Annotated in this window: 27 protein-coding genes; 19 read left to right on the top strand and 8 right to left on the bottom strand. The window is 34.8% G+C overall.

The annotated features are described in order from the left end of the window. The first annotated feature begins 189 nt into the window (after positions 1 to 189). From ACFTQ7_RS22250 to ACFTQ7_RS22235, 4 genes are all read left to right on the top strand, one after another. Positions 190 to 324 (top strand): hypothetical protein, encoded by a 135-nt coding sequence (locus tag ACFTQ7_RS22250; RefSeq protein WP_386831218.1) that lies wholly within the window; start codon positions 190 to 192, stop codon positions 322 to 324. An 862-nt stretch (positions 325 to 1,186) separates the two neighbouring features. Continuing rightward, entirely contained in the window at positions 1,187 to 1,471 is a 285-nt protein-coding gene (locus ACFTQ7_RS22245) for a hypothetical protein (RefSeq protein ID WP_386831216.1), read from the top strand. Positions 1,472 to 1,997: 526 nt separating this feature from the next. Further along, complete coding sequence (locus ACFTQ7_RS22240) at positions 1,998 to 2,948, top strand: sensor domain-containing diguanylate cyclase (protein ID WP_386831214.1); 951 nt, start codon at positions 1,998 to 2,000, stop codon at positions 2,946 to 2,948. 386 nt (positions 2,949 to 3,334) lie between these two features. Further along, a complete protein-coding gene (locus ACFTQ7_RS22235) occupies positions 3,335 to 3,562 on the top strand; it encodes a hypothetical protein (RefSeq protein ID WP_386831212.1) in 228 nt (75 codons plus the stop codon). Between the two features lie 252 nt (positions 3,563 to 3,814). On the opposite strand, the gene ACFTQ7_RS22230 is transcribed toward ACFTQ7_RS22235, so the two are convergent. Further along, positions 3,815 to 5,269: a copper amine oxidase N-terminal domain-containing protein gene (locus ACFTQ7_RS22230; RefSeq protein WP_386831210.1), complete on the bottom strand. Its 1,455-nt coding sequence runs from the start codon at positions 5,267 to 5,269 to the stop codon at positions 3,815 to 3,817. Between the two features lie 702 nt (positions 5,270 to 5,971). Between ACFTQ7_RS22230 and ACFTQ7_RS22225 the strand changes: the two genes are divergently transcribed. The 4 genes from ACFTQ7_RS22225 to ACFTQ7_RS22210 all read left to right on the top strand — a co-directional run bounded on the left by ACFTQ7_RS22225 (position 5,972) and on the right by ACFTQ7_RS22210 (position 8,173). Continuing rightward, positions 5,972 to 6,331, top strand: coding sequence for an MntP/YtaF family protein (locus tag ACFTQ7_RS22225; RefSeq protein ID WP_386831208.1), 360 nt, complete (start codon positions 5,972 to 5,974; stop codon positions 6,329 to 6,331). Then, positions 6,288 to 6,422, top strand: coding sequence for a hypothetical protein (locus tag ACFTQ7_RS22220; protein WP_386831220.1), 135 nt, complete (start codon positions 6,288 to 6,290; stop codon positions 6,420 to 6,422). Before ACFTQ7_RS22225 ends, ACFTQ7_RS22220 begins: the two co-directional genes overlap by 44 nt. A gap of 122 nt (positions 6,423 to 6,544) precedes the next feature. Next, the gene (locus ACFTQ7_RS22215; protein WP_386831206.1) at positions 6,545 to 7,189 is read left to right on the top strand and encodes a helix-turn-helix domain-containing protein; all 645 of its coding nucleotides are present in this window, start codon (positions 6,545 to 6,547) and stop codon (positions 7,187 to 7,189) included. A 27-nt stretch (positions 7,190 to 7,216) separates the two neighbouring features. Next, the gene (locus ACFTQ7_RS22210; protein ID WP_386831204.1) at positions 7,217 to 8,173 is read left to right on the top strand and encodes an LCP family protein; all 957 of its coding nucleotides are present in this window, start codon (positions 7,217 to 7,219) and stop codon (positions 8,171 to 8,173) included. Positions 8,174 to 8,379: 206 nt separating this feature from the next. On the opposite strand, the gene nhaC is transcribed toward ACFTQ7_RS22210, so the two are convergent. Together nhaC and ACFTQ7_RS22200 are read right to left on the bottom strand one after the other, a co-directional pair. Continuing rightward, positions 8,380 to 9,762 carry a Na+/H+ antiporter NhaC gene (nhaC, locus tag ACFTQ7_RS22205; RefSeq protein WP_386831202.1) on the bottom strand — a complete coding sequence of 461 codons (1,383 nt, stop codon included), beginning with the start codon at positions 9,760 to 9,762 and terminating at the stop codon, positions 8,380 to 8,382. A gap of 122 nt (positions 9,763 to 9,884) precedes the next feature. Then, positions 9,885 to 10,652, bottom strand: a complete 768-nt coding sequence (locus ACFTQ7_RS22200) for a sulfite exporter TauE/SafE family protein (RefSeq protein WP_386831200.1) — start codon at positions 10,650 to 10,652, stop codon at positions 9,885 to 9,887. A gap of 411 nt (positions 10,653 to 11,063) precedes the next feature. On the opposite strand from ACFTQ7_RS22200, the gene ACFTQ7_RS22195 reads away from it, so the two are divergent. The 7 genes from ACFTQ7_RS22195 to ACFTQ7_RS22165 all read left to right on the top strand — a co-directional run bounded on the left by ACFTQ7_RS22195 (position 11,064) and on the right by ACFTQ7_RS22165 (position 17,488). Further along, positions 11,064 to 11,684, top strand: a complete 621-nt coding sequence (locus ACFTQ7_RS22195; RefSeq protein ID WP_349658851.1) for a DUF47 domain-containing protein — start codon at positions 11,064 to 11,066, stop codon at positions 11,682 to 11,684. Between the two features lie 15 nt (positions 11,685 to 11,699). Beyond that, complete coding sequence (locus tag ACFTQ7_RS22190) at positions 11,700 to 12,716, top strand: inorganic phosphate transporter (RefSeq protein ID WP_386831198.1); 1,017 nt, start codon at positions 11,700 to 11,702, stop codon at positions 12,714 to 12,716. 280 nt (positions 12,717 to 12,996) lie between these two features. Beyond that, positions 12,997 to 13,695, top strand: a complete 699-nt coding sequence (locus ACFTQ7_RS22185) for a response regulator transcription factor (RefSeq protein ID WP_386831196.1) — start codon at positions 12,997 to 12,999, stop codon at positions 13,693 to 13,695. Further along, positions 13,692 to 15,137 carry a HAMP domain-containing sensor histidine kinase gene (locus ACFTQ7_RS22180; RefSeq protein WP_386831194.1) on the top strand — a complete coding sequence of 482 codons (1,446 nt, stop codon included), beginning with the start codon at positions 13,692 to 13,694 and terminating at the stop codon, positions 15,135 to 15,137. The genes ACFTQ7_RS22185 and ACFTQ7_RS22180 overlap by 4 nt, the downstream gene beginning before the upstream one ends. Further along, positions 15,137 to 16,207 (top strand): LolA family protein, encoded by a 1,071-nt coding sequence (locus tag ACFTQ7_RS22175; protein ID WP_386831192.1) that lies wholly within the window; start codon positions 15,137 to 15,139, stop codon positions 16,205 to 16,207. The genes ACFTQ7_RS22180 and ACFTQ7_RS22175 overlap by 1 nt, the downstream gene beginning before the upstream one ends. An 11-nt stretch (positions 16,208 to 16,218) precedes the next feature. Further along, positions 16,219 to 16,440, top strand: a complete 222-nt coding sequence (locus ACFTQ7_RS22170; protein WP_349658549.1) for a hypothetical protein — start codon at positions 16,219 to 16,221, stop codon at positions 16,438 to 16,440. Between the two features lie 100 nt (positions 16,441 to 16,540). Then, the gene (locus ACFTQ7_RS22165) at positions 16,541 to 17,488 is read left to right on the top strand and encodes an MBL fold metallo-hydrolase (protein WP_386831190.1); all 948 of its coding nucleotides are present in this window, start codon (positions 16,541 to 16,543) and stop codon (positions 17,486 to 17,488) included. 28 nt (positions 17,489 to 17,516) lie between these two features. Here the strand turns inward: ACFTQ7_RS22165 and ACFTQ7_RS22160 are convergent, their stop codons facing one another. From ACFTQ7_RS22160 to ACFTQ7_RS22150, 3 genes are all read right to left on the bottom strand, one after another. After that, a complete protein-coding gene (locus ACFTQ7_RS22160) occupies positions 17,517 to 17,846 on the bottom strand; it encodes a YrdB family protein (RefSeq protein ID WP_386831188.1) in 330 nt (109 codons plus the stop codon). Positions 17,847 to 17,972: 126 nt separating this feature from the next. Beyond that, a complete protein-coding gene (locus ACFTQ7_RS22155) occupies positions 17,973 to 18,326 on the bottom strand; it encodes a DUF4260 domain-containing protein (RefSeq protein WP_386831186.1) in 354 nt (117 codons plus the stop codon). Continuing rightward, positions 18,313 to 18,753 carry a MerR family transcriptional regulator gene (locus tag ACFTQ7_RS22150; RefSeq protein ID WP_386831184.1) on the bottom strand — a complete coding sequence of 147 codons (441 nt, stop codon included), beginning with the start codon at positions 18,751 to 18,753 and terminating at the stop codon, positions 18,313 to 18,315. Before ACFTQ7_RS22150 ends, ACFTQ7_RS22155 begins: the two co-directional genes overlap by 14 nt. A 705-nt stretch (positions 18,754 to 19,458) precedes the next feature. On the opposite strand from ACFTQ7_RS22150, the gene ACFTQ7_RS22145 reads away from it, so the two are divergent. From ACFTQ7_RS22145 to ACFTQ7_RS22135, 3 genes are all read left to right on the top strand, one after another. Continuing rightward, positions 19,459 to 20,907 carry a tetratricopeptide repeat-containing diguanylate cyclase gene (locus ACFTQ7_RS22145; protein WP_386831182.1) on the top strand — a complete coding sequence of 483 codons (1,449 nt, stop codon included), beginning with the start codon at positions 19,459 to 19,461 and terminating at the stop codon, positions 20,905 to 20,907. Between the two features lie 187 nt (positions 20,908 to 21,094). Next, entirely contained in the window at positions 21,095 to 21,610 is a 516-nt protein-coding gene (locus ACFTQ7_RS22140) for a sigma-70 family RNA polymerase sigma factor (protein ID WP_079560250.1), read from the top strand. Then, the gene (locus tag ACFTQ7_RS22135; protein ID WP_386831179.1) at positions 21,597 to 22,259 is read left to right on the top strand and encodes a TIGR04104 family putative zinc finger protein; all 663 of its coding nucleotides are present in this window, start codon (positions 21,597 to 21,599) and stop codon (positions 22,257 to 22,259) included. Before ACFTQ7_RS22140 ends, ACFTQ7_RS22135 begins: the two co-directional genes overlap by 14 nt. 220 nt (positions 22,260 to 22,479) lie before the next feature. Here the strand turns inward: ACFTQ7_RS22135 and ACFTQ7_RS22130 are convergent, their stop codons facing one another. Next, positions 22,480 to 23,439 carry a DUF2167 domain-containing protein gene (locus ACFTQ7_RS22130; protein ID WP_386831177.1) on the bottom strand — a complete coding sequence of 320 codons (960 nt, stop codon included), beginning with the start codon at positions 23,437 to 23,439 and terminating at the stop codon, positions 22,480 to 22,482. A gap of 29 nt (positions 23,440 to 23,468) precedes the next feature. Then, entirely contained in the window at positions 23,469 to 23,678 is a 210-nt protein-coding gene (locus ACFTQ7_RS22125) for a hypothetical protein (RefSeq protein ID WP_349658541.1), read from the bottom strand. A gap of 514 nt (positions 23,679 to 24,192) precedes the next feature. Here ACFTQ7_RS22125 and ACFTQ7_RS22120 point away from each other — a divergent pair. Then, on the top strand, positions 24,193 to 24,744 hold the full coding sequence (locus ACFTQ7_RS22120; protein ID WP_386831175.1) for a biotin transporter BioY: 552 nt from the start codon (positions 24,193 to 24,195) through the stop codon (positions 24,742 to 24,744). The last annotated feature ends 2 nt before the right edge of the window (positions 24,745 to 24,746 follow it).

The following is a 24,746-nucleotide window of genomic DNA, read 5'->3' as shown; positions in this document are numbered from 1 at the left end:
GTTGCTAAAATGACAGTTAGTAGTAGATTTCCTTTCTTGGCATTATGATATTGTACAATTATTATTACAAGAGCAATAACTATAGGAATATAAAATTGCATTCGTAAACCTCCAATTATCATAATTTTTCAATTTATATAAGTAAATATATGTTATATTTTGATTATATTAACACGGGGGGGGATTACAATGAAAAAATTAAAAGCTTTAGCACTTGTTGCCGTATTATCAATTACAGTTTCTGCTACTGTTTCAGCTGCTCCACAAGATGTATCGACATTTGGCTTTCCTTTTGCTTGCACAGGTCCTTGTATGGATAGATAGTATGAAATTAAAATCAATTATAACTGTCTCTTTTTATGATTTTAGTTAACTCTAATTCAAAATTCAAAAAATCTTATCTCTTTTTATGTGATTTTATTATATCTATTGTATTTCATTTTTTCATACAATTCCATACGGAATAATGTTCCCAAATGAAAGTTTTGGGACGAAATAAAACACTTAAAACGTTGTCATACCAATGTATTAAGTGTTTTTCTTTATTTCATTCATATACACCTTTTTATGCACTATCGTTTGAACTTAGATACATCAAAGCCTTCGATGCTGTTCAAAAGAAATTGCACTGAATCATATTTTGAATAAAAACTTGCATATACAGCGGATTCCTTAACGTTATAAATCAACCTTTTCTTTTAACATAGTCTTTTTCTTTATTCAACTAACGGGGTGCTTTAGTAAAAGAAGAAAGGGTTCTACATATTATATATGACTAATATGTAGAACCCTTTAATTTTTCTATCTTTTTTAAAATTAGGTCTTGATAAAATATATCCAAGCGTTTTTTTATTGATTTTTAAAGTTTATAGATGGGTGTTGAATTTTTTACAGCGACAAGACGTAATCTAGGATATCCTTAATTTACCAAAGAAAAACCATACACGGCGTATAAATATGTAGGAGAGACTTAGAAGATTGATTGATCAGAGATAGTGATAATAATTTTTAATATATCAGTGGATATGAAAAATGGAAATCAGTCATTAAATTGTATTTAGTTCTATCACGAACAACCGTACATGAAATAAGTGGGGTGGTTTTTCCTCCAAATATTTTATTAAAAGCAACAAAAGTAGTTTGGAATCTTCATGAATTTGAACATTAGATTTTGAGGAGGGATGTTATGAAAGTATATACAATATTTAATAATACTATAGGTATACTATTTACAATTGTTTATTTATCCGTATTAGTCATTGGGTCATTATTTGGTTACAGTGATGATCTAAATATTTATATGAGAGCTGCAATTATAGGAGCCTTATCAAATATTGTTGTCTATATCTATTATTTAGTTAGAGATAAATTCATGTCTAAGAAAAGTTTAAAAATATGTGCGATATGTATGGTTATACAATTGCTATTACCAATTCCATTTTGGTGCATAGGTATTATGATTTTACAATAGTTTTTACTAAGGAAGTCGTTGGTTATTTATGATTGATTAGCAGGATTAATGATTAATTATATTTGGAGACCTCAATCCAAGTAATAATTACATTAAGGATCTTGCTCTATTATCGAGATTAGCCCACTTGACATAGCTAGGCATTTCATCGAATCAGATTTGTGATTTTGAACCATTAAGTGAATTTTATTATGTACTTTTAGGAATAATTTCGTCTTAATATTTATGGTTTTCTTTAGTTTATTTAATGTGTATAAACCGCATTTAGTCACATTGCGGAGAACCGTATCATAATTAAGTGCGGTAAAAATGAAAGACCTAAAGTATTGATTTACCTGTTCAGCTACTCAATTAAGTCATTTTTTTATTATATTATATGGAAGAATTGTATAAATAATATATAAGCATTTTGTTATAGGTAAAATGAAGGTATAATTTACTTTATGTTGAAAAAATTTAGAAAATAGATTCGGTTGTAATTTTCAGGAAAATGAAATTGCGCAATTTATATGAGGGTGGTTTTTTTATGTGGATTTTTTTGGGGGGGATAATAATAGGACTTTTACTAATATGCATACGCCTACATTATCAAAAATCTAAGCTACAACAAAAAGTAGAGTTATTAGAACCACTGGTGGAATCGGTTGAAAATATACGTGATATTTTATATTACTGTGAGACAGTTCCTAAGTTGAAATATCTATATTTAAGTCCTACTGTCAATAATCTCCTTGGTCCAAATGCATTAAGAGATCATGTACAGGATCCTGATAAAATTTTTGAAATAATCCATCCTGATGATTATGAGATCTTAGTAAAGAAAATAGTAGGGGCACTTAATTTTAACCAGCCTATTACGGTACGCTTAAGAAATCATCTAGGGGAATACATTTGGTCTGAAGAATATGCTACACCTGTTTATAAGGACGGCAAGTTTGTAGCTATACAAGGTTTATTTAGAAATATTAATGATAAAATCGTATTACAACAGCAATTAGAGTACAAATCTACTCATGACGCCTTAACAAATTTGTATAATCGTGATTTTTTTCAAGTAAAGATGGCTCATTTTAACGAACGCAACGACCCGATTACAGTAGTCCTAGCAGATTTAGATGAGCTGAAATGGGTTAATGACGAATACGGTCATCAAATGGGAGATAAATTAGTTTGTGAAACAGCAGCTTGTTTGGAAGCTTATGCAGATAATGACATGCTTATAGCAAGAATCGGTGGTGATGAATTCTCTATTCTTATTCCAAATAAAAGCGTTTTACAAGTCGAGCAATATTTAAAAAATGTTGAGATGAAAATGCTAAGAGACTATAAAGATTTGCCGTTCTCATCGATTAAAATATCTATCGGATATGAATATAGCAATTCCTCTTACGGCGTTATGGAGCAGTTGTTTAGCCAAGCAGATGCCAAGATGTATAAAAATAAGAAAAAAAGAAAATTATTGAAGGAAAAGATTTAGTTTTTTATTTTGATGCAGTAAACCGCACCATAAGTAAGTGCACTTATGAAAAGAGAGCTTGGGACATAATAAAAAGTCATCATTTCTTTCAGAGGACCGCAATATTAATAAACTAAAGTTTTTTTCATGGTTCAATGAGTTATATGAAGATGACAGGCATCATAGCAGCTTTTTTATCAATAAACATGTTAGAAAATATTTAGAAAGCTCTATTCGTGTCTACCTACTAAAGAGTAGCGAAAAAGAACAGAAAAAATTTATTCAACTATTAAAGAAAGTTGCTCAAGAACGAGAGAAAAATAAAGTTAAAAAAACTACCAGTTAATATGGTGATGAGAATTTTACTGTAATTAAACAATATTTAATTAAATTTAGGAAGGATAAAAATGAAGCTATATCTAAAAAAATATACACAAGGTTTTTTATTTGCGATATTGCTTCCGATTATGTTTGAAATAACGGAGGGAATTAGCAATACGGGGGAATTGAAATATTGGATAGTACTAGCATTAGTATTGCCAGTATTTTTATATTTTCAAATGGATTTTAGTAAGGAATTTATGAAAAATAATATGTTTTCAAGAGTGAATTTTATTATGTACTTTTGGGAATAATTTCATCTTTAATAAGTATGGTATTAGTTGGTTTATTTAAAGTGTAAAAACCACATTTAGTCATATTACGGTGAACCGTATCATAAGTAGAGGCGGTTTATTAAAAGAACCATCTAAAATGCTAATTTAACAACTAGGATGGCTCAGACTTTTACTTCTTATCTGTTTGAACCTGTCTTGAAATAAATCCCTATCAAATAAATCTCTAGTAAACAAAGTAAGCGCCTTGTTTACTAGAGAAATATATTGTGATTATTTAATTAAAATGCTCTTGTTTTTAGCGTTCCATAGTACAGTTTTACCAAGTTCTTCACTTACAAAGCGAAGTGGAACAAATGTCGGGCCATTAATGACTTCAGGTTTTACTTGAAGTCTCTTATCAGAGCCGTTAACAGTTACATAATAGCTATCAGTATTTAATACGATTTTTGTACCGTTTAACTGTACTGTAATATCATTATTTTTAGAATTCCAGTTAACTTTTGCACCAAGCTCTTCACTTACAAAGCGTAAAGGAACTAAGGTTGTTTCTTGTTTAGTGAAAGGTGCAACAGGAAGTATTTTACTTTTACCATTAACATAGGCTGTTGTACTATTTAAATATAATAAAATCTCGTTGCTTTTTGTTAGTGCATTTGGATAACCAGCATTTAAAGTATACGTACCAGAAGAGTATTGATCACCCCAATAGTCACTGTAAACTTTGATATAGTATGTGCCGGCTGCTAAATATTCTGAATAAGACCGTGAGCTACTATCCAACAATTTTTTATTTGCATCATAAATATCAAAACGTGCTGGCGCTGAAGTATTGGATAACGAGATGTTAACATATCCTTCTTCATTTGAGGTAATTGAATAAAAATCAATATCATCGCTATTTGAAATTTGAGAGTTGATTGAAACCTTTGATTTGATAGGGAAAGCATGTTCACTCGTATCATTAGGTTCAAATGTTGATGGATTGTGCTCTTTAGAATTTGTAGAATAGGTCGCAATTAAATCATACGTACCAGAAGAGTATTTATTATCCCAATAGAAATCATAAACTTCAATATAATATGTACCAGCTTTTAAAGATTTGAAAAGAGTTAAGTTATTGCTAGCAATTAAATTTTTATTACTATCATATAGGTTAAATTTGATTGGTGCAGATGTATTTGCTAAATAAATATAAACATCACCATTGTCTACACTGGTACTAAATTTATAAAAATCAACATCATACTCATTTGAAATTAAAGAAGAAATCTTTTTTCCTGACTGAATAGGGAAAGCATTTTCACTTGTATCATTAGGTTCAAATGTAGTCAAATCATGAGTTACATTTCCATTCATATACGTCGCTTTAATTTCATAAGAACCGCTAGAATAGCTATTACCCCAATCGTAATCATAAACTTCAATATAGTATGTACCAGCTTTTAAAGTTTTGAAAGTAGATGAGACACTCCAAGCAATTAAATTTTTATTACTATCATATAGAGAAAATCTGACTGGCGCAGTTGTATTTGCTAAATAAATATTAAGATCGCTGTTATCTTGCTTAGTATCAATTTGATACCACTGTGATTCTTTTGGAGATGTTAGTGTGTTTGAATGTGTGTTACCAGATTCTAAATAAATCGTATTTGATGCATGACTTGTTGAAGCGAATCCAACCATAGCAAACATCACAAGAAATAAACTTAAAATATGTTTTTTCATTAATGACACTCCTTCAAATTATATTGTATTTTTATACAAAATTATACAAATAAATAACTGTAAAATCAACAAAAGGATAAATTAACCTAGTTTTAAATGGTTGTGTCTTAAAGTGAAAAAATACCAAGTAGCTGATGAAAATTAAATTTCAACTATATAAAATTGGTATAAATTTTATTTTTAGGTAATTATTTGTGAATATTAATGAACTATGTAGTAGGGCAGTGCATTTTATGTGGCAGCATCATATGGCCGCCTTCATTGTGAGTATGAATAATTTTTTGAAAGGAGTATGCTATTAACCCATACGAATACGAAAGAGTAACTTCCAACTGTTCATAAATGGTAATTTACTATATCCTATCCGACCTTGCGAAAAAATGAATATTTCGTTAGGTCTTTTTGGTGTGCGTAAATTTGTTTGCTTTAGAGGGTACCCGTCCCAGCTAAATAAAATTAATTCTTCGTATAAAAATATCACCCTCATGTTACGGTGATAAGTCAATGTTTCCTAAAGTATTAGATATATTATTTAGTACTTTTTATGATGTTACTAAAGTCTTGTTGTTTTTTCGTCAATATTTTTCGGATAAATACGCACCGTTTGTCAACGCGAAAAATATGATATAAAAAAATAAGGGATGTGGTTGAGCGACTTGGTTAATCATTTTAGCTTTTACTTTTTCATCCAGTATTGATAATTTGGGTGTCGGACTATCATACGGGATTCGAAAGATAAATGTTAGATTTGAAAAAAATAAAGTAATTTCGCTCATCTGTTTTCTTATGAGTATGGGAGGCATTACATTTGGCGTTTGGCTCTCAACTGTTCTACCCGGTATGCTTCCTGTAATCATTGGAGCGTTACTATTATTTATAATCGGTATTCGGATTATTCTTTTGGCGAAACCATGGAAAGAAGAGACTTCAGATAGTAACTATGAAGCGCAGTTCGATTATGGACAAGATATTGTAAGAAATCCTGAGGAATCTTTTTCAATAAGTCTGGAGAAGTTGGATGAGGAGGGTAGGTGCTTCTGGCATTGCCTTAACGGCGAATGAACGTACGAGTGGGGTAGGTGCAGGTTTACTCGGTCTTTCAACGCTTGTCATCTCGATCTTTGTGCCATCACAAAGCCGAAACTGGACGTAAATGGGTAGATTTCATCTTAAGTGTTGACAAAATGTCAACATAATAATAAACTTTTTGATAATCTTAATTTTATATACAACTGTTTAATGTATGCTAGTCACGGAAAGAAGGGGGAATTGAAAATGGTTGAGCATAGAAACAGTATTACTCTTGGTGTATTGCTGAGAGAATTATTAAAAGAACGTTCATTGTCTATGCGGAAGTTTAGTGAACTCACTGGAATCGATACAGCTACGATTTCACGGATAATAAATGGAAAGAGAAAAGCGACCCCACAACATTTAGAAAAATTTGCTGACTGCCTTGGCGTTCCGTTAATCAATCTTTTTGAAGCAGCAGGATACGCTATAGAACAGAGACAAGAAGAGTCAGATTCAGATATTCATACGTCTGTTGATGCAATACAGGCTCTTCTTAAATCTTCAAATGTTTATGATGACGAATTTTCGGTAGCACATGTTGAACAGAAACTAGAAAGCTATGGATTATACGCGCAAACAGAAGAAGGAAAAAGTTCAATCTATAAGGATTTTGATGAAAAAATTAAGAGTGTAGGAAGCATAGGTCCGTTTATAAGCAAATTAAAAGAGTTATATGAGAAATTCTCATTGGGGAAGGGTACAATTTTTGAACTAACCGTAATTGGAAGTACATTGTTATATTTTATAATCCCTGTAGATGTTATACCGGATTATTTATTTCCAATTGGTTATTTAGACGATGCAATAGCAGTACAACTTACTACAAAGGCAGTACTAAAAAAATAAATTAGCGTTAATGATAGGTGGATATTAATGAGAAAAAGTAAAAAGAGCCGTAAATGGTTAAGGAATTTGATCTTAACATTCGCATTAGTAATCGTAGCAGTGATTATTTATGGGGTGTATCAATACAATAGCGGTTTGGCTATGGCAGAAGATGGTCTTTATAAAGATGACCAAAAGGCGTATGACCCATTTGAAGGTGCGGATGTGCAATTTGGTCAGATTAATGTGCTATTAATGGGAAGTGACGCTAGAGACGAGGATGGTAGATCAGATACGTTAATGATTGCACACTATGATCAAACGACGAATGATGTAAAACTTATATCTATCATGAGAGATACGTATGTTGACATCCCAGGGCACGGAATGAATAAAATAAATTCTGCTTTTGCCTTCGGAGGTCCTGAACTAGTAAGAAAAACAATTAAGCAAAATTTTGATATTGATGTTAATTACTATGCTCTCGTGGATTTTAAAGGATTCCCTAAAATTATAGATCTTTTAGCACCGGATGGAATTGAAGTTGATATTCCTTATGAAATGTCCTATGGAATTGGTATGACCTTAAATCCGGGAAAACAAACTTTACATGGTGACGGGTTATTAGGCTATGTACGATTCCGCCACGATCGTTTAAGTGATTTTGGACGAGTGGAACGCCAGCAAGAGGTTTTGACAAAGGTGAAAGAACAAATCGGTGTTTCAAGCTTAATGAATTTACCAAAGCTTCTTGGTGTTGCAGATTCATACTTTGATACAAATGTTGATAATAAAACAATCCTTACCATTGGAAAAGGGATTGTAAATGGAAAATCTAGTATGGACACTTTACGAATTCCGATTGCAAATTCCTATGCAGATAAACGTGTGAATGTAGGAGATGTTTTGGATATTGACTTAGATAAGAACAAACAGGCATTAGAAGAGTTTTTATCATCGAAGAACAATGAAAGAATGGCTAAGACAGACGAAATTTCATCTTAAGTGAATAAGTATCAAGATATTAACACAATAAAATTAGAGTATGTTTTGAACAGTTTTTCAAAGCATACTCTTTTTGTTTCTTTAGATAAATATCACTGCATTATCGAGAAAAGTTGCTACATATTCCAATCTGCTACTAGCAATTTTATTTCATTTCATGCTCTAGAAAAAAGGTAGCTGACGATTTCATTCATCAGCTACCAATCTTATTTTTCAAGCTTTGTTAATGTTTTACCGCTCCAACCAAAAAGGATCGTCAAAATTGGTCCGAGTAGACAGAAGAAGGTAAATGGCAAGTAAGATGTTGTTGGTATATCTAGTACACTAGCAATAAAAATACCACAAACACTCCACGGAACAAGAGGATTGACTACAGTCCCTGCATCCTCCATAACTCGGGAAAGGTTTTTAGGGGCAAGTCCAACCTTTGCAAACTGTGCTTTAAAAGCTTCACCCGTTAGTAGGATAGATAAATATTGCTCACCAATTAATGTGTTCACACCGATCCCTGTAATGGCAGCACCCGTAATAACAGAGCCAGCGCTTTTAAAGAAGCTTTCGACCTTCGCTAAAATACTTTGAATAATGCCGAGCGTAAATAGTAGACCGCCCATTGTTAATGCTAATAAGACTAAGGCAATTGTAAATAGCATACTGTTCATACCACCACGAGACAGTAGTGCATCAACATCTTTATATCCCGTAGTAGATACATAGCCTTCAAAAAGGATTTTAAAGACATTCGATAAGGCAATCGGTTCTTGTATGTAGGCAAGTACGACACCAAGAATGGAGACAACTGCGAGTGTGATAAGTGCAGGTGCTTTATAAAAAGTCATAATAACGAGAACGGCAATTGGTAATAATGTATACCAATGAATAAGTCCAGTTGACAGTAAGCCTTCTTTAAAAAGCTCAACTGTTTCAAATGAAGTATTTCCTCCTGTTGGCGAAATGATTGCATAAAGGACGAATGAGATCACGAAAGCTGGAATCGTTGTCCAACCCATATTTTTAATATGCTCGAAAAGATCAACACCAACTGTACCAGATGCAAGATTTGTTGTATCCGATAGGGGAGACATTTTATCCCCAAAGAAAGCACCGGAAACAATCGCACCAGCCGTTATAGCTAAAGAGATGTCCATTGCACCAGCAATCCCCATAAAAGCAACGCCCACTGTCGCAACAGTCGTTAAAGAACTCCCAACTGATACACCGACGATACTACAAATTAAAAATACGATGGCAAAGAAAAAGCTTGGTGAAACAGTTAAAAAGCCATAGTAGATAAGTGTTGGAATTGTGCCACCCATAATCCAACTAGAAATTAAAATACCGATAAAGAAGAAAATAAAAACTGCCCCAAGTCCAGCACTTGCACCAGCAACCATACCAGTTTCAAGCTCACGGAACGGAACTTTCTTTAGTAATCCATAAGCAATTAAAAGTGAAATGACAAGAAAAATAGGTATATGGGGTGTCGCCTTTAAATACCCAATACTGTATGCCATCACGGCAATAATTAAAAGTATAATAAAGCTTGCCTCGATAAATCGAGGGTTACTCTTTGCTTCAATTCGAAACATGCTAATCCTCCTACTAGTTACTTCTTCGCTTCAACGCGGTGAAGCCTAAAAGAATTATAGCACGCTAATAATTTTTGTCAATTGGCTGATAAATTTCATTAATGAAATTGGTAGTATTTTACTTAGTGGGTGATGAAATAATCCCATGCATTTTTGACAATTAATGTACAAGTCATGATGATAAAAATAATACGCATCATTTTTGTCCCACGCTTCAGTGCAAATTTTGAACCCAATATGGCACCAAAGATCATGACAAAGCCCATAGGAAGACCGTATAAAAAATTAACTTTTCCTAATAGTAAAAACATAGCCAGTGCAGCTAAGTTCGATGTGAAATTAAAGGCTTTAGCATTACCGGCGGCCTGCAAGAAATCATTGCCTATCATTAATAAAATGAAAATAAAAAAAGAACCAGTGCCAGGTCCGAAGAAACCATCGTAAAAGCCAACAGCTGCAAAAGCGCCAACAAAGATGACTTTCTTTCTAGTACTTAATATCCGCTCTTCAGGTTGCTGTCCCCAATCTTTTTTTAAAACCGTATAAGTGGTAACAAGGACGAGCATAACAAGCATTAGAGGCTTTAAAATAGCCGGTGATACAAGATGCACAGTATAGGCACCAATGAACGAACCAATAAAAATAAAAGGTATTATTTTTCGATTCTTTTTTACATCGACCTTGCCAGCTCGTAAAAAAGTTAACATGCTAGTCCCGTTGCTAATTGTATTGGCGAGTTTGTTTGTGGCAATCGCTGTACTTGGCGGTAAACCAACCGCCATAAGCGCAGGTAATGAAATTAACCCTCCGCCACCGACAATCGCATTTAAAAAGGATGCGATAAAGCCGAGTACTAAAAGTATTACAAGTGATAGTAAATCGATGTCCATATGTATGATACTCACAACCTTCTTTAACGCATATTGTGTAAGTTACACTTTTCTTATAACAGTACTGCGAATTGTAATAAATGACAATGGAGTTTTTCATTTCTAATGTAAATTTCGTTTACAATTCCTTAACATTTATAAAGATGAAAAAAATAGAAGGAAAAAAGTTTTTCAAGTATTTTTATAAAAATAAAAGAAAAAATGGGTATATTTAAAGAAAAAACGTTCATTTTTGTTATTGAGTTTCCAACGTTTTCAACTTGGAAAAGTACCTAGAAATAATTGTGGCGAATTTTATATTACATTTTTGTAAATTCAACTCGTTTATGTTTAAAAATCTGTAGAAGTATGTGAAAGTTTTGTTATGATGATTGCAGAAATCGACAATATTTATTCAACAGGAGGAACATGATGTTCAACTCAAACAAGCAAGATCCATTTTTTAAAGCATTATTAAATATTTCTAAAAACGTCAAAGAAGGTATTTATTATGCGCATAATGCACGTATTCAAAATATAGATGGACTAAAAGAAATCGCAGACACAATGAAGGACTATGAAACAAGTGGAGATAAATTAATTCACGAACTTATTGTAATGTTAAATAAGTCATTTATGACACCAATTGAGCGTGAGGATATTTTAGCACTTGCCAATAAATTAGATGATGTTATTGATGGCATGGAAGGCTGTATTGCTCATTTTGATATGTATAATTTAACAGAAGTGACAGAGCCGATGCGCCAATTCTTAACATATATTGCGAAAAGCACAGACGAAATGGTCCAAGCAATGGAGCTATTAAATAGTAAAAAGCTTGTTGAAATGCGTAAACATGCTATTCAAATTAAGGACTATGAGCGTGAATGTGATGAAATTTTCCGTTCTTCAATGAAGCAATTATTTATTCAAGAAAAGGATCCAATGCGCATCATGGTGTTTAAAAGTATTTACGAACAATTTGAAGATATAGCAGACAGCTGTCAAACAGTAGCAAATACAATTGAAACAATAATTATGCGTAACGCGTAAGATGGAGAGTACGAAATGGATACGATATTACTGATAACAATATTAGTCGTTATATTTGCACTTGTGTTCGACTTTATTAACGGCTTCCATGATACAGCCAACGCGATCGCAACTTCTGTATCAACAAGGGCATTGAAGCCACGTACAGCAGTATATATGGCTGCGGTTATGAACTTCATTGGAGCTATTACATTCGTTGGGGTAGCGAAAGCTTTAACAAAGGATATTGTTGACCCGTTCAGCTTAAATTCTTATATTGGAGATACTACAGGTTCTGTCGTTATTTTAGCGGCATTATTATCAGCAATCACATGGAACTTAGTCACGTGGTACTTTGGAATTCCGTCTAGTTCATCGCATACTTTGATTGGTTCTGTAGCAGGTGCTGCTATTGCAGCGGCAGGCTTCAATGTATTGAACTATAGCGGCTTTATAAAAATCCTTCAGGCACTTATTTTCTCACCATTACTTGCGTTTGCAGGTGGTTTCTTAATGATGTCTTTATTCAAAGTATTATTTAAGGATATGAACTTATATCGAACGAATAAAGGCTTCCGGACAATGCAAATTGGTACAGCAGCTTTACAATCATTTACTCACGGCACAAACGATGCGCAAAAAGCGATGGGGATTATTACGCTAGCTTTAATTGCAGGAGGCTTGCATCATACAGATGATATTCCTTTTTGGGTACGTTTTGCAGCAGCATTGGCAATGGGTCTTGGTACTTCTGTAGGTGGTTATAAAATCATCAAAACAGTCGGTGGTAAGATCATGAAAATCCGTCCAGTAAATGGAGTTGCAGCAGACCTTGCTTCTGCATCCATCATTTTCGGTGCGACATTGATTCACTTGCCAGTATCTACAACACATGTTATTTCTTCATCTATTATGGGTGTAGGTACAGCACATCGTGTAAAAGGTGTTAAATGGGGCATGGCACGGAAAATTGTAACAACATGGGTGATCACGATGCCAATTTCCGCAGTCATGGCTGCAGCTATTTACTATATATTAAGTTTATTTTTCTAACATAATGAGGGAATGCACATTTTGCGTGCATTCCTTTTTTATTTGATTTATTGGTAGGATTGATGGATTGAAAGGCGAAGCGAGCGATAGTCCAGCTAGAGTGGCGGAAAGGCAGGACTGAGCGACGGAAAGAAAAGGCAAAGTGACGGAAGGCCCGCTCGAAGCGACGGATAAAAAACGAGAAGTGACGGAAAGGCAGATCTATGGTAATTATAAAGAAAGTATAAAGTTCAAAAAAAATGTCTTTTTACATAGTAAGGTTAATGCAGGAGGAAATCAGATGAAAGAAAAGCTATTAGTGATTGAGGATGATACGGCGATTGGACGTATTGTGAAGGAAACGCTTGAGCAAGAAGGTTACCAAATTACTTGGGCAACAACAGGACTTGAAGGGTTAGCTGATTTTCAAGCGGATACTTTCGATTTAGTGTTAGTCGATTGGATGTTACCGGAGATGGACGGTCTGACGGTTTGTCAAAATATTCGTTGGGAAAGTGATGTACCTATTTTAATGATGAGTGCACGTAAGGAAGAGGCTGATAAGGTTGAGGGCTTGCAGGGCGCTGATGATTATATTGCGAAACCGTTTAGCTTAGAGGAGTTAAAGGCACGTGTTGCCTCACACTTACGTCGTTGGAAACGTTATACGAAAAAAGAATTAACAGAAGATGTTACATCCTTTGCACAAGGCTTAAAAATTGATTGGCAAAAGGAAACAGCGCGCCTTCATGATGAAGAGCTTACTTTAACACAGAAGGAATTTGCGCTGTTAAAACTACTTGCGAAAAATCCAAACCAAACTTTTTCAAAAGAAGAGTTATATCAGCATATTTGGCAACAGGCTAGCGTAGATGAAACACATACTGTCACAGTACATATAAAGGCGCTACGAGAAAAGATAAAGGACCCAGTTAAAACACCGTATTATATACAAACAGTTTGGGGCAAGGGCTACCGTTTTATAGGTGAACCGCTATGAAAATAAAAACTTGGTTACTCATCACTTTTTTCATCGTGATGGTGTTACCGATAACAGGTGCTTATAGCCTTTATGTGTGGATTAATGCCTATTATCAAGATAAAAGCGTTGTTGAATATTTCGAAAAAATGACCGAGCTTAATCAGGTGAAATCTGTTCTTGAAAATCCTGAGCATTATAAAAAAAACGCGGATATACAAGATATTAAAGCACTATCGAATGATCAACTCGCCATTACACTTTACTCGAAATCAGGCATTCTTTTGTATTCCTCAAATCCATTGAAACCAGATTATGAATCTATGAATACTATTTTAAAAGGTTTATATGAACTAAAGCAAAATTACAATGCCTTTACGTATAAAGAACCTGTTTATCAAGATGCGGAATTACTTGGGGTATATGAAATTCAATTAGTTCGGACGGATTGGGTAAAAGGTGTAGAAAGCCGTTCGTGGCTTGTAATAGTTAGCTCTATACTATTATTCCTCCTTATTTATTTCGCAGTTATGATGCTGCTTAACCGTAAATTAAATCGGCCGTTACATGAACTGATGAGGCAAATGCGTGCTTTTGCAAAGGGGGAACATGTGGAATCGAATTTAGTAGCAAGAAAAGATGAAATTGGAGACCTTGCTCAAACCTTCCTTGCCATGCAGGACGAAATTGAAACTGCACGAGCTCATTTAAAAGTAGAACAACAGCAAAAGGAGCTAATGATTGCAAGTATTTCCCATGATTTGAAAACCCCTCTTACAGCTATTCAAGCGTATGCCGAGTCTTTACAAAGCAAGGTGTTATCAGAAGAACAGCAAGACGAATACCGACAAATTATTTTAACAAAGTCTGAAACGATGAAGCAGATGCTAGAGGATTTACTAATGTTCACTTTACTGCGATCCACAAGCTATCATTTAGACCTTGTTGCAGTAGATGGGGCCGAGTTTTTTGAAATGGCACTATCTGATTATGAGCAACTATGTAAGGATCGAGGATTTATGCTTGAAGTCACTTGTGACATAGTAGGTATGTATGCAGTGCATCCAAAGCAGCTTCAACGGGTGATTGACAATTTAATAAGTAATGCTTGGCGCTATGGAGCACTAGGTACAACGATAGGCTTAGCTGCCATGAATGCTGGAGAATGTCCGGTTTGGAGCTTTGATTTTGTACGGCCAGCTCTAAAAAAACAAGATGGTATGTATATCATCTTGCAAAATAGCGGGCAAGGTGTAAAAAAAGAGGATATTGAGAAATTATTCGAGCCCATGTACCAAGCAGATTCAGCAAGAACAAAGGCTGGGGAGCGCGGAACTGGACTAGGATTAAATATAGCAAAACAAATAATAGAAAAGCATGGTGGGACAGTAGAACTTGTATCAAAAGAAGGCTATGGAACAGCTGTACTTTGCTGGTTGCCACCATTAAAAGGAGAGAATTGATGATGAATTGGAAAAAATCATTACGTGCAGCAGGTTTAGTTGCTGCCTTAACATTTAGCTTAGTGGGTTGTAATACGGAGGGATCATTTTCACCTCAGGAAATTATTGACCAAGCGTTACAGGAAACGAAAGAGCCACTTACTTATTACGCTGAATACAAAATGGATATGGGGGAAATTGGTGGAAAAGCTCAAGTTAAGGAGTGGACTAAAGATGGTAAACGACGTGTTGAGATAACAGCTGAAAACGGTGAGCATATTATCACAGTCAACAATGGCTCACAAGTCACTTTATATGATGTTGTAAAAAACACTGTTCATAAAATGGATATGGATGAAAGTAGTCCGGATTTATTTCAATCACCAAGAGATCAGGCAGAATCACTTTTCAATATTGTAAAGGATACACATGATGTGAAAATTGCAGGGGAGGAGAAGATTGCTGGAAGAGATACGTATAAAATTGTAGCGAAAGCTAAAAAAGACGATACTTTAGTAGGTGATATTGAAGTATGGATTGATAAAAAAACTTGGGTGACGTTAAAAACAATAACGAATAGTGCTGGAAATAAAATGACATCAGAATATACGAAACTAGATGACAGTGCAAAAATTGATGATGCACAATTTACAATTGATATTCCAAAGGATGCAAAAGTGGAGGAAATTAGCACGCAAGAATCTGAGTCAGTAACACTTGATACAGTGAAGGGAGAGCTTGGTGAATTTTTAATGGTGCCAGAAGAAAATGGATTGATTTTGGAGGATATTTCATTAGATAAAGGGATAGAAGGTCGTTCAGAGTATACCTTTAATTATACAAAGAACAGTCAGAAAGAAATTTCAGTAACTGTTTTTAAAGCAAGTGGTAGTGCACCAGAGGTTGATCCCACTTTTGGTGAAAAAGAAATAGACATCCGAGGTCAAAAAGGGTCTGCCATGGACGAGAAGAAATTCCGTTATATTGGCTGGCAGGAAAATGGCTATCAATATGGCATTATGAATGAAAACCCTGAGCGAGCAATTGAAGACCTTAAAGCCTATGCAGAACAAATGATCATCGTTAAATGAGGTGAATTGAAATGAAAAGAAATGAATTTATCAAATGTCTTGCATTGTTTTTATTTAGCACAGTTTTTTTATACGGTGTAGGTGAAACATACGGTGTTCCATGGCTGCAATTTCATTTCTTAGGACAATACAGTGATGAAGGTTATTATTTCAGTTTTAGCTCTTTAACGCCTATACTTGGCGGCATACTAATAGTTGCACTATATGAAACGAAGATTAAGCGACTCATCTAATATGAGGAAAATCCACTCTAGAAAAAGAGTGGATTTTTTTTCTGGATTAATCTATAGGTATAAATGCTATAATATGTAAAAACTTTAGGGGGAACTATGAATGGGACGGGAGATTATAGAAACAAACTATTTTACTTTGCATAATTTATGTGACGGTGTATATGCTGCGGTTGCTAAACCAGGTCAAGGTGCTTGGAGTAATGCGGGAATCATTGATTTAGGTGAAGAACTTCTAGTTTTTGATTCGCTAAGTACTCCTTCAGCGGGAGAAGAGTTGAGACGCCAAGCTGAAAGTTTAACCGGTAAGAAAGTAAAGTATTTGATTAACAGTCACTATCACGGGGATCACGTTTTTGGGAATCAAGTATTTTCGGATACAACAATTATTTCTACATATGCAACGGAGAAATTGTGCAAAGAAAAGAATAAGTTTGAAGACTACGAGAAGGAAAAGCAGGATATGAATCAATACCTGCTTCAGCTAAAAAGTAAAATTGATTCAACAGAGGACATCATTATAAAAACGAGTTTAATCAACCAATATCAAGAAATGTCGAAGGTGTTGGATGATTTATCTCAATTACAAATTGTGTTGCCATCCATGTTGTTTGAAGAAAAATTGACTATCACAGGTTCCGATAAAACTGTGGAATTATACTGTTTAGGTGGGGGACATTCACCGAGTGATACATTTATGTACTTACCTAAAGAAAAAATAGCTTTTATGGGGGATATAGTGACAGAAGATTTACATGTCCCGATTTATGACCCTGAAGAATTTTTGAACATATTAAAGCGAGTTAAACAAATCGATATAAATATAATTGTTCCTGGTCATGGTAATGTTGCAGATTTGACTGCATGCGATACGTTAATTGATTATTTATCTTATATGACTCAACGAGCAAAAGAGGCCCTTCAACATAAGTTGTCACTGGAGGATTTTATTTCTGAATTTGATGTATCTAAAACGTATAGGGAGTGGAAGGGAGTAAACGGTATTAAAGCTAATCTTACAACGGTATACACATACCTTCAAAAAAGCTAAAAATCCACTTTTAAAACAGTGGATTTTTTTAGCGTTGATTAAAAACGGACAATAAAATCTGATTAATGATGATTAGTATAGCAAATACATAAGCTAATTTTGTTTGACCTGTAGCATATAGTGCTATGACAGCTAGCGAGAATATCACAAATTCAAACATAAAATGCGAAATCCCACTCAATGGAAATGTTGCTTTGGGTGAACCAAACATACTCCAAAGAACTACAAACAAAGCGGGTGCTCCAACCCCAAGTAGGAGCTTGAAGAACATACCTTTCCCAGTTTGTATACCCCAATATCCATAAGCCATTAACACGCAAATTTCTAATAGAAAGCGAAGAACTAAGTTCAACACCATATAATCCCTCCGAAAAATTGATTTTTAAAAGGGTAAACTTAAATGCTAATAAAGTGAACAGAACTACGAAAGAGAACGCTCATCGCTGATAAAATACCGTTAACTGTTAGAGTCTCAACTTCTCACTTATGCTATTTGTTGTAAATGAGTTTTTGTAAAGGCTTCATCATATTTTAAACCATAGCCTAGTGCACGATCTAAAAATATATGAGCTAACCAAATTATAGAAGCCATTAGTAGCGGTGATGATGCAATGACAAAGCCTATAATCAAGAGAATCCCTGGCAGGACTAAACTGTGGCCAATATTGTAAAATAACGCGCCAACTTTAGTGTTTACTATATAGCTTAACATCGTTATATCAGGTAGTAATAAAAGTAGTACAAAATATAGGAACGAAAATTCAAAATGCCAGTAGAAAAATACAGTTACTAAAAGTGCTATTAAATATTCCGATGAGATAATTTTACGTAGTTTCATGATGAACACTTCCTTCTTGTAATTTATTATACATATCCTCAATAAGTGAACCGATGATTAACTTATTTTCAGCGTATTTTCCTTCAGCCATTAATGTTTGAGTGAGCCGTAAGGATTGCAGTGCCTGCTCATAAAAATATAACTGCTGCTCAATATGAGTGATCTTTGCAGAGAAAAGCTGTACAGTCTCTTGATTGCAGGAATCTGAAGTGGGCTTTTGCTCTAGTGTAAGGAGTTGATTGATTTCTTGTAATGTGAAGCCAAGCTGCCTTAATACTAAAATAAATTTAATTGTATGTTCACACGTGACGTCATACACGCGATAACCATTGTCCTGTTTATTCGGATGTAGTAATCCTTCTTTTTCATAGTAACGTACGGTATCAGTAGATAAATTATACTTTGCTGCAAACTGTTTTATATGCATGTGAGCACCTCCTAAATTTATCCTAACATTGGAGTATGCTCTAAGGTCAATACGATAATTGAAATTTTTAAAAATTAAGTGAAACAGTCATTTTGTGTAAAGTAGGTTACGGTATGGTATGTCTTAGTCAAAAAAGCTTTTAGGTATTAAAGAATCTTTACAATAAGCGTTATGATAATATAATCGGCGAATCTCAGCATTTGAACTTTTGTGGGAACGCTTTCTTTATGACGAGGTTTGATTTCTTTAAATAAATTCATTTAGTGATTAAGAATAGTTGATTTTAGCAAAACCATCACGTCCTGTTGTTGTTGCTCCCGCTACCTTGGCGCTACACTTTCGCACAAAAATCTGTTGCCCCGAAGCTCCTAGGAGAGTAGCTAGCCAGAACGGAAATCAACCTTACATTATGGTGATGATCCACACATATCTAGCCATCCCCACCTTTTTCAAGTCTCGTTCGAGAAGAGTCTGTTTTTTTATTTATCGGAAAATTATGGTTTTTATGGTATCTTAAATATTCCCCCTATAAAAAGAGTCATTTTACAGGTGGAATCACAACTTTTTAGGATAAATGAATCACTGAATGGAATTTTGAGGTTAATTTTACTCATAAATTTGAAAATAAATGAGTCTGAGGAATTGTAATATTAAGCTCGTAAAGATAGTATTAAAGAAGTAGGGGTTACTTTAAGGAGGGGCGGTATGAACACACTGGAGTTTGAAGAATTATGGATTACGCTCAATGAATTGTATGAAGCGAATCGCTTTATAGAATATATAGAATTAAGTAGTGTCGCAATTGAAAGCGCTATTGAGCTTGGTATGTATAAAAAAGCAATCCTGTTATTACGCTATAGCTGTGCAAGCTATTTCCAAACAGGTGATTTGCAAGTATCCATTAGTGTGCTAGAGCAATATCGAGAATTAACCTTCCAATATGGCGATGATATCGATTTGATCCATCATTATATTTTAGCATCCATTTATTGGGGGACATTCGGCCATATAAAGAAATCGAAAGAGTTTATGATCAGGGGGCTAGAGATTGCTGAGCGTATTCAACATACAGATAGCATAGGGAAAATTTATAATAATTTAAGCGACTTAGAAAACTCTTTAGGGAACTATCAAAAAGCGAAGGATTTTGCATTAAAGAGCTTATACTATGCCAATTATTTTGAGACAAAGCATGAAAATCCTTATTCAGGGATTATTTATTCAAAAATAAACTTAGCTGTTGCACAAATTTGCTTGGAGGAATTTGATGAAGCAAATGAATTATTGCAAGAATTGCTAGTGACGATTAAGAAACCACCTTACTCCAAGTTACAATTGGAGGTAATAAATGCCTATGCATTGCTTTGTGAAAAACAGGGGCGCATTAGCGAGGCCATTGATTTGTATCAAAAGTCGAAACACTATGCCTTACAAAATAATGATTTGTCTATGCTTCAAACTATATATAATTCTTTAGTGAAGCTAATAGAAGAACAAGGGAATAAGCTTGTATTGTGCTCGATACAAAAGGAATATATTAACATTCTATTGGAAATACAAAGGGAAAATTATACTCATTTATTGTTTGAGATGGAGTATAATGACCAGAAAAAACATTTTGAAAAAACTTCTTACATTGATCCGTTAACGAATATTTATAATCGACGTTATTTTGATGAGAATGCAGAAAAAATGCTGAAGAAAGCTTCGATAGAAAATCAGCACTTAGCATTAATGATGATTGATTTAGACCATTTTAAAGAAATTAATGATGCTAATGGTCATTTATTTGGTGATGATGCTTTAACGATTACAGCAACTACATTAAAGGATTATTTTCAATCATTTGAGTCGATCGTTGCTCGTTTTGGCGGAGATGAGTTTATTGTTCTTAGTCAATTACCGGATGGTGAATCTATTCAAACGATAACCGAAAATCTCTATCAAACATTAAACTCTCTGTCCTTAACAATTAATGATGAGACCGTTCAGTTGGAATTTAGTATTGGCGTAAGTACGAATAAACAAGGTCAGATTGCCACTGTTGAGGCGCTGATCCATAATGCGGACACAGCACTATATACGTCAAAGCGCAATGGTCGTAACCAAATCACTGTTTTTAATCAATATAGTGGTGCGGGGAATCGTAATTAAATAAGTCAGATGACTGGTACTGGCGTGTAAGTGCAAATATTTAGTATCGATCAAAAAGGATCTGCTTCATTCCAACGTATAGTCGTTGGAGTTTCGCAGATTCTTTTCTTTTGAAAAAATTTTTAAAAAAATGAATCGGAAATGAAGTGACGTCCGTCAGTAGTATAGAAAGTAGGTGAGGACAGCGATGGATATTGAAAATATTATTGCAGAGCACGGTGATTATTTATTAAAGGTTGCTTATTTATATGTGAAAAATGAAGCAACAGCTGAGGACATTGTGCAAGATGTGTTTATCGCCTTTTATCAAAAGCAGGAGCAATTTCGTCAAGAAGCATCATTACGTACATATTTAGTGAAAATGACGGTCAATCGAAGCCATGATTATTTACGCAGCTGGAAAAGTAAACGACTGACACTCTTTGAAAAAATAACAGGACGTACGACAGCAGTCACGCCTGAAAAAGAATATCTTGCTAAGTCCACAAAACGAGAGCTAGTAGAGGCATTGTTTACATTATCAGTTGCCTATAGGGAAGTACTGATTCTCTATTATTTTGAGGATATGACGACAGTTGAAATTGCACAGCTCGTATGTTGTCCAGAAGCAACAATACGTACAAGATTACAGCGTGCTAGAAAGCAACTTGCAACAGCAATCGGTGATTATGATTGGGAGGTGTTACGCCATGAATCAATTTAAAGAAGATGTGCTACAAGAACTTCGAGATATAAAGCTTACAGATGAGAAAAAACAGGCAATTGCTCAGAAAGCACGTAGTAAAACGAAACAAAGAAGAAGTAGTCCGTGGCAATATCGTGTGGTGCTTGCGACGTTTACGATGTTGGCCATTGGTTTTAGTTATTTATTATCACAGAATAAACATTCAGGTAGTCATCAGGCAGCCAGTGTACAGCAAGAAGCGGATACATGGAGCCTATGGACAATTTTACAAAACGATTTCGTAAAAGGTATATTGCTTTTTAGTTTTTTGGTAGGTATTGCCTTTATTATTAAACGTGTGCTAATCAAGAAAGGCTATGGCCTACCGGTGTGCATTGAGTGTGGGGAAACTTGGTCAGAGAAGCATGCTCGAAAAATGTACCGAAAAAATGGACAAATCGAATGTCCCTATTGTGGGAAAAAACAATATCGCTCAAAAAAATCAATGAAAATGGGTGGTATTTTAACGTTCCCGATTCCGCTTATGGTATTTATGCATTTGACTTTTGATAATATTGCTATCGGGACTATTTTCTTTATGGCTGGTGTTCTTATTTATTATCGACTACTAGCACCATATGTCTTTGATTTACAAGAAGATGATCCTATCAACGATCCGCTTTGGTAATTTGTATAGAGAAATTGCTAGTTCACTATAGCAATTTCTTTTTTTAGATTAGATTGACAACAGTCGAGAGGATGCAATATTCGCTACGGTTTCGGCCATAAGGCACTTCTATGAAAAGCCCCTCCTAATCACTCGGCTAACGAGGATAAGGAGGGGCTTTGATTATTCCTGTTTTTTTAACCACATTCGAGAAACGTTTAGCGGTTATTTCTTATGCAAATTAAACTTTCTGCTTGTCAATCTCTTGGTCCTTGTCCTGGTCTTGTGCAGGGTGCTCCGATTGCTCCGTTTGTGTCGGTAGTTCCTCCGAATGTTCAGCTTGCTCTTTCTTCAAGCCCATTCTTTTACGAATAAAGCCCCAAATCGCACCGACAGCCAGCACAATAATGAACCCGAACTTCTTCAATAGAGGGAGGAGTATAGCAAAAAAGCCCGCTTTTTTGGCAACTGCTAGACCCGCACCTCCAAGAATTAATCCTGTCAAGCCGAATTCAGCTACCTTATCAGTTTTTTTGTCAAAATCCTCATAGCGCTGACCCTTCTTTAAGTTAAACTTGGACAGGATCTTGTTGTTAAACACAATACGATCGGCCTGCAATTTTGCCGGATCTGAGACTAGTATCGCCGAGATATAGCCTTCGCGGGATAGAATTCTCACATTGTAGTTAATAACACCGTTGTTCTGATTATCATGCGCTAATAAAGACCACGACAAACTATGTAATTGGTTGTCGTAGAATGGAGCAACATCCCATTTGTCAACGAATAATTGATTTTCAGGGCTTAACTCCTTATTCATTTCTTCCGTACCTTCTTTGTAGCTTTCCAACAAGGCATCAGCATCGATTTCCGCTTTTTCGTCGTCTTCTATATATCCAGATTCGTCATATTCGAAATAAACGGCCCAAGTCTGATTTTCATCCTTTGGAAAAACCACGCCGATTTCTGACCCGCTCGGTTCCATTCCGCTCTGCGTTAGGTACTTTTTCGTATCTTCGGCATTAAGAAAAATAAAATCACTGTCTAACTCCAGTTCCGCTAAATTGGTCCCCACGTCAACTTTCTGTCCACCTTCGACCCAATTTAGCTCTTCTTCAGCGAATGCGGGAACCGCACACACCATCATAATTAAAGTCATAACAGTTACTGATTTAAATAGTCTTGCAATTAACGATTTCAAAATACTTTCCTCCCAAAAATCACATGTTCTTATGCTGCGGACGACTTGTCCTTCTTTCCTTTAAATAAATGGATGCATACTAGGACGGCGCCTATACCTGCAAGAGCAATTTCGACATAGGTTTCGCCTCCGCCAAAAATGTCGTTAAAAACGGTAAATAGTTTGAATTGTAGACCGAATTGCGGCAGTATAAATGCCCCTAAACCTAAAATTAAAAAAATGATTCCAGTGCGTAACATAACTTACCTCCTTAATAATGGAAAAATACTTAAGTATGTTACCATATAAACCAAAATGTTACAATATGCATTCTTCCAACTATATATGCTGGCACAATTTCTACCATTTACTCGCACACGTTTGGAGACTGAGATACCTATTATTCATTTTCAAAATACGGGTCTTTTTCAGAACGATTTTTAGCCAAATGGACTAATTATAGTCAAAAAATCAACATTAATTGTAGAATGTTAACGAATCGTACATTCAATATAAATACGTGACTAATTAAATTTACACATTTTTTACTAACCATTTTGGAATTAGATTATATTTGGTGAGATTTTCTTATCAAATAGTTGGAGATTTATTTAAATTACAAGCTTACGTATGATTAAAAATTGCTAGTTTACTATAGTAATTTCTTTTTTTATAGCAATTTTTCGAAATAGATTGACAACAGTTTTCATTTGCTTTATGTTTGTGTTAACTTATTTTCATCTATAGTTAACGCACAAGGGGAGGAAATTTAGTTTGAAAAAGAGTAGTACATATAATTATGTGTTAGCGGCATTTGGTGCAGCGATTATTGCTGTTCTTGCGCAAGTAACGATACCGTTACCACTTATTCCGATAACAGGGCAAACATTAGCAGTAGGCTTAGTCGTAACGATTTTAGGAACAAAACTTGGAACGTTGTCAGTATTGATTTATATTATGCTTGGAGCGGCAGGTCTCCCAGTATTTAGTGGTATGTCTGGAGGATTTGGGATTTTAGTTGGGCCTACAGGTGGCTATATAGTCGGATTCCTTGTCTCAGCAATTATTATGGGCTTATATTTAGATAAATTTGGTATTACAATTTTCCAAGCTATTACTTCGAACATCATTGGGATGGTTGTGACATTGGCATTTGGAACGACTTGGTTAAAAATTGTTGGAGATTTAACTTGGACAGCTGCATTTATGGGTGGTGCGGCACCGTTTATTATAGTAGGTATTGTGAAAGCCGTTATGGCAGGGTGGTTTGGCGTAATTGTTCGTCGCCGCCTAGAGCGAGCACATTTAATTGAAGCGATTGCATAGGA

The organism is Lysinibacillus sp. NPDC056959 (genome assembly GCF_042674095.1).
Classification (GTDB): domain Bacteria; phylum Bacillota; class Bacilli; order Bacillales_A; family Planococcaceae; genus Lysinibacillus; species Lysinibacillus zambalensis.
Note: the sequence above shows the minus strand (reverse complement) of the source record. Positions and strands in the feature narration are given on the sequence as shown.